Source organism: Rhodopirellula sp. JB055 (assembly GCF_043100905.1).
Classification (GTDB): Bacteria; Planctomycetota; Planctomycetia; order Pirellulales; family Pirellulaceae; genus Rhodopirellula.
Genome location: NZ_JBICHO010000153.1, coordinates 1 through 5,542 on the forward strand (window position 1 = coordinate 1; position 5,542 = coordinate 5,542).

The window sequence follows — 5,542 nt, forward strand, 5'->3', positions numbered from 1 at the left end:
GTTTTAAAAAAAACGCAACTAAAAAACTGGCTGCGGAGTCGTGCAGTTTTGGGCATGGCTGTTCATCGGGTTGCTGTACGGCGCACCCCTTCCGAAACGAAGCTTGGTGAGAGGTCGAGCGACGGGAGGCTCAATGTTTAGACGGATCCTTTCGTGGCTTGGTTGAATTGCTCGAAAATGAACGTACGGGGCAACATCGGTCTTAGCAGGCAGTGGATATAGTCAGCCGGAACGCGATAGCGTCCGGTTCGTTTCCGATAGCCGCGGAATTGCGCCCGTCGGTTGATCCTTCGGTCTGGGAAAGGTTTTCAACCAACCGTCTGCGAAGCACGTGAGCGGGAGGCACCGGGCTTGATCAAGTAGCGGCGCCTCTCCGAGACGCTGTCATTTGTGAGTCTCCGAGAGAATTGCCTATGTGAGGGTCTACCCAATCATTCCTGCCGACCTGCTTTGTGGACGTCAACGGAAAGATTGCGTTTCGTCAGGTCGGTGAACTGGCTTCGTGATCGTCCGATTGAATCAACCCCAGATCACACGCTGCGACGTAGATGCACGGGATCACGATCAATACCAACACCGTCGAGCTCAGCAGACCAAACACGATCGAAACCGCCGTTGGAATCAACACTTGGGCTTGCGTGCTTTTCTCCAAAGTCAGCGGCAGCAGACCGACCATCGTGGTGATGCTGGTCAACATGATCGCTCGGAAGCGAAGTCGGCTGGCGCTGCGAGCGGAATCATGGCTCGGTTTTCCCTCGGATCGTTCCTTCTTCAAAAACAGCACCAACAGGATTGAATCATTCACCACGATCCCCGCCAAGGAAACGAAGCCAACCAAACTTGGCATGGAAATCTCCATTCCCATCAACATGTGTCCAAAGACCATGCCAATTAGAGACATGGGAATGGCTGCCATCACGATCAACGGTTCCAGCCAGCTTTCAAACTGAAAGCTCAAAATCGCATAGACACCAAACAGACCCAACAGGAACAGAGATGCCATCGATGATCCGGTTTCGCTGGACCGTTCCGCTTCGCCACCCAAGGAGATCTTCAGCCCGGGATGTTGTTCCATCAATTCCGGCATCAGTTCCGACTGAAACGCACGCATCAATTTGGTCGTGTTCACTTCTTCGGTGTCCGTGTCCGCGGTCAATGTCACCGTTCGCCAGCCGTCCACCCTGGAAATCTTCGACCATCCATACGTCGTTTCCAAATCAGCGACCGATTGCAAAGGCACCTGGATTCCGCCGTCCAGGATGAATCGGAAGTCCAAGAACGCTTCTAACGTGTTCCGGCTTTCAGGCTCCAATTGCACGTTGATTTCATATTGATCCACGCCAGCCTGAATGTCACTGACTTTTGCCCCCTGAAACGCCGTGCTGAGTTGACTGGCCATCGCCTGCACGTTCAAACCAAGTGCAACCGCGTCAGGCTTCAAGTGCAAGCGAAATTCTTGTTTGCCGGGACGCAAATCGATGTTGAAGTTGTAAACGCCGGCGTACTTTGACATCCACTGTTGAGTCGCTTGAGCGGCTGATTGAGCGACATGCAGGTCATCGCTTTTGAACAGCACCTCCACCGCTCTCCCTGCTGGTCCTTCCGCCGCTTCTGCGATGGTGACGGAAATCGCGTTCGGCACCTGCCCGACTTCTTCTCGCAACACGCGAATGAACTCAGCGGTCGACGTGTTCCGCTCATCCGGTTCCAGCATTCGAATTGCGACGGTGGCAACGTGCGGCCCCGATTCTCCTGCATCACTATTCTCATTGAATTTCGAGATCACAGTTCGAACCAGATCATTGCCCTCGGGTTGATCCGGAAATCGCTTGTTGGCCCGCTCGACGGCTTGGTTGATATTGCGAACGATGTTTTCGGTCGTGGCCAATGGTGTTCCTTGCGGCATCAAAACGCGAGCCTCCACCATGTCGCCTTCCAGGTCCGGGAAAGGAAGGAAGTTCACCAGACCACCGGCGACCATCGCGAATGCCATGATGAAGGTTGCGATCGACAAACCGATCGATAGGTATCGCCAGCGGATTGCCCAGTCAATCACGCGTCCGAACACTCGCTCACGCACCCAATCAACCCCGCCGTCAATCTTGGCCCGAAATCCTCGCGGTACATCTGTGTCTTTCTGGGTCAGTGAGTGTCCCAGGTGGGCGGGAAGAATCAGGAACGCCTCCAATAGACTGATGGCCAGGGTCGTCAATAGCACCATCGGAATGACGCGAAGCACTTTTCCGATGTGACCTTCCAGAACGAACAGCGGGCACAGGACGCAGCAGGTCGTCAAGAACGACGAGATCACGCCGCCAGCGACTTCCCTTACCCCGTCGACTGCTGCCCGCATGGGGTGTTTGCCTAGCGAGACATGTCGGGCGATGTTTTCTGAGATCACGATCCCATCGTCCATCAGAATACCGGTCGCCATTAAGATCGCCACCGATGACATCATGTTCAGGCTTTGGCCGATCAGCGGCAGGAAAAAGAATGCCCCCATGAACGAGACCGGCAAGCTCATCACCACCCAAAACGAAAGCCGCAAATTGAAGAAGATCCACATCACGAAGAACACCAACACGATTCCCTGCCAAGCGTTCTTGGCCAGCAACGTCAGTCGCTGAATGATCAGTTTGGACTCGTCATTGGTGATTGTGATGTCCAACTGAGGTTGACGTTGTTGTTCCTGTTCGACGAACTCACGAACAACTTCAGCGATCTTCGTGGTGTCCTGCGACCGGGTCTTGTTGACTTGGATGATGCCGGCGCGTTGACCTTTGATCCAAGCTTCTTGTTCTGCGTCCGAGAATCCATCCACCACACGTCCGATGTCACGAATCCGAACTTCGGATCGCCCTGTCACTCCATGAATGACGATATCTTCGATGTCTTGCGGCGTTTGTTTCTGCTCGACCAACCGCAACAAGATGTCTTCGTGCTCGGATTCGATCGTTCCCACCGGAACGTCCAAGTTTTGGTTGCGGACCGATGCTGCAACGGTTTCGGCCGACAATCCCAATCGCCGCAACGCCTCGACATCCAATTCGATTCGAAGTTGTCGGTCAGAGAATCCTTGGATCTCAACCAGGGACACGCCCGGCAAACGTTTGAGTTGTTGCTTAAACTGTTCGCAGTAGTCCTTCAACGAATCTGGGTCGATTGGACCGCTGATTGCAATCGTCATCACCGAATCGGTTCGATTCAGTTCGGTAATGAACAGGTCCTCGGCTCCCTCGGGAAGATCCGAGATCGCCTCCACTTCCGTTTCGATGTCGTTCAGAGCGGTGGTAAGATCAGCGTTCTCGTCGATCTCGACCACGATCGTGGCTGACCCTTCCTCGGCCGTGCTCGTCACCTCTTCGATGTTTTGGATGCCGTCCAGTGCGTCTTCGATTAGCAGACAGATTCCCTGTTCGACGTCTTCCGCTGATGCACCGCGATAGGTCATCACGATTTGCACTTCGGAACTGTAGAAGTTCGGGAACGTTTCCTTTTGAAGACGAGGGATGGCGTAGAGCCCCAGTCCGATGAAGGACATCATCAGCACGTTGGCCAATGTTCGGTGAGTGACAAATTTTTCTAGCACGAATTTGGTTCCGAGTCAGCGATTTGGGCGTTTCAAGGAACGCGTTGAGTCTGCGAAGAGGAGGGACCGGAGGGCAGTTCGGGAGCATCAGCAGCGACTGACGTGATCAGTTTTTGAGTCTCCTCCACCGCGTCAATGGGATCGACCAACATGCCGATGATCGCCGGGGATGGATTCGCTATGACCAGTCGTTCGCCACCCGCCAACCCCGAGCCGACGATCGCATAGTCGTCTTGGGTGAACATCAATTCCACCTTCTGCATGCCCAACCGACTTTCATCGTCGACCAAGTAAACCGAACCGTTCCGAACCGCTCGCCGTGGAATCACGATTTGGTCGGCGAGCGTGTTGCCAAACACGTCGACGTCGCAGAAGGCACCTTCGAGCAAAGGCGGTTGCGGTTGCTCTTGCTGCGACGGAGGAAGGTTCTGCACTCCGACGACGAAGCCAACCATCTTGGTTTGATGGTCAACGATTTCACGCACACGCAAGAAGTTGCCGTGATACGAGCTCGTCTCTTCGCTGCCCGGGACGTTCACCACCGCGTCGAATGCAAACGCTTGGCGAAACGCTTCCTGGGTGAATTGTTCGTCAATTTCTTTGCCGGCTGACTCCGCGACCAACAATCGATGAATGTCATCCAGCGCCAATTGAGCTTCGACTTCGACATCAGCGATGTTGTAGCCTTCAAAAAGGTTCTCGCTCACGTTGACGTACTGGCCCACTTCCAATTGCACCTCGCCCACACGCATTGGGAACGGGGCGGTGATTTTGGTTCGGCCGATGTCGCGCAGAGCCTGTGTTTTCTGAACTTCGGATTGTCGACGGGCTGCTTGCAAAGCTTTGATCTGAGGTCCGATCAGAGCGATGCTGTTTTTCAAATCCTGCACCGCTTTTTGCTGTGCCAACAATTCGCGACGTTTGGAGTCCAGGGATGCGCTCGAGCCCGCTTGCCGAGTTAAGAGCGTTTCTTCGCGGTCAAATTCTCGCTGCAAGACAGCCAGTACTTCTGTCTCGAGTGCCAGACTCTTCTGTTCGTTTTCGATTGACTGTTCCAGTTGCTCAATCTCAGCGTTCTGCTGGTCGATCGTGGCCTCCAATTGCTCGACTTGGGAACGGTAGTCGGAATCATCAATCTCCAGCAGAACCTCACCCTCCTGAATCATCGATCCGGGGCGCAGGTCAGGGTGAATCTTCTTGATTCTGCCTTCCACCTGCGTGACGGCTCTCCAAGAACGAGCGTACTGAGCGGTTCCATAACCGCTGACCTTCGGACGAACGTCCATCCGCTGAACGATCATCGTTTCCAGCATCCGAGAGACTTCGTCTTCCGGTTGCTCGGTCAGCGGTGGCGAATGCTTGACCAGCCAAGCGTAGGCAACGATGGCCAACACGATTGGCGGGATCACCAGCAATCGTTTGCCCCACGTTCCCCATGGCACTGCGGACTTCATTCCGGATTCCTTGTAGCTTCACAATTCGAGATTTGAGGGCGTCCCCTTCCGTGAATTCGTGGCGGAAGAGGGCTCTAACTATCTGATGCGAAATCTGAAGGAGTCCCGGGCCATAGAAAATGCACACGGGGCCGAATTTGCCAGCAATCCGGCCCACAACCAAGCAGTTGATTGAGTCGTCAATCGTTTCAACGCCTGTAGGCTGGGCACTCTTGCCCGTCCGAGTCGGCCAAGCCCCCCATCACAACCCGAAGCGTCAGCAAGGGACTCCCACAACTCCCACGACGGCCCCATCCGGGGCGAAAATCAGACGCCAGGCACCATCTATTTTTAGAAGATCCCGAGCGGACACAAGTGGATCTGAACTCACTGCCAACTGTCGTCGCTCCGCGACTTGAAGGCGCGTTTGGTGTCGAACAGACCTTGGGTTAAAACCCAAGGCTATCCAAATGCCGTCGCTCCGCGACTGAAGCCAAGGCGTCCCCCAACCGCGGAGCGG

Annotated in this window: 2 protein-coding genes; both read right to left on the minus strand. The window is 54.7% G+C overall.

The window, feature by feature from the left end:
- Nucleotides 1-481 precede the first annotated feature (481 nt).
- On the minus strand, nt 482-3,589 hold the full coding sequence (locus ACF8AM_RS06360; protein WP_392554819.1) for an efflux RND transporter permease subunit: 3,108 nt from the start codon (nt 3,587-3,589) through the stop codon (nt 482-484).
- Nucleotides 3,590-3,621: 32 nt separating this feature from the next.
- Nucleotides 3,622-5,043, minus strand: a complete 1,422-nt coding sequence (locus ACF8AM_RS06365) for an efflux RND transporter periplasmic adaptor subunit (protein WP_392554820.1) — start codon at nt 5,041-5,043, stop codon at nt 3,622-3,624.
- Nucleotides 5,044-5,542: the final 499 nt, after the last annotated feature.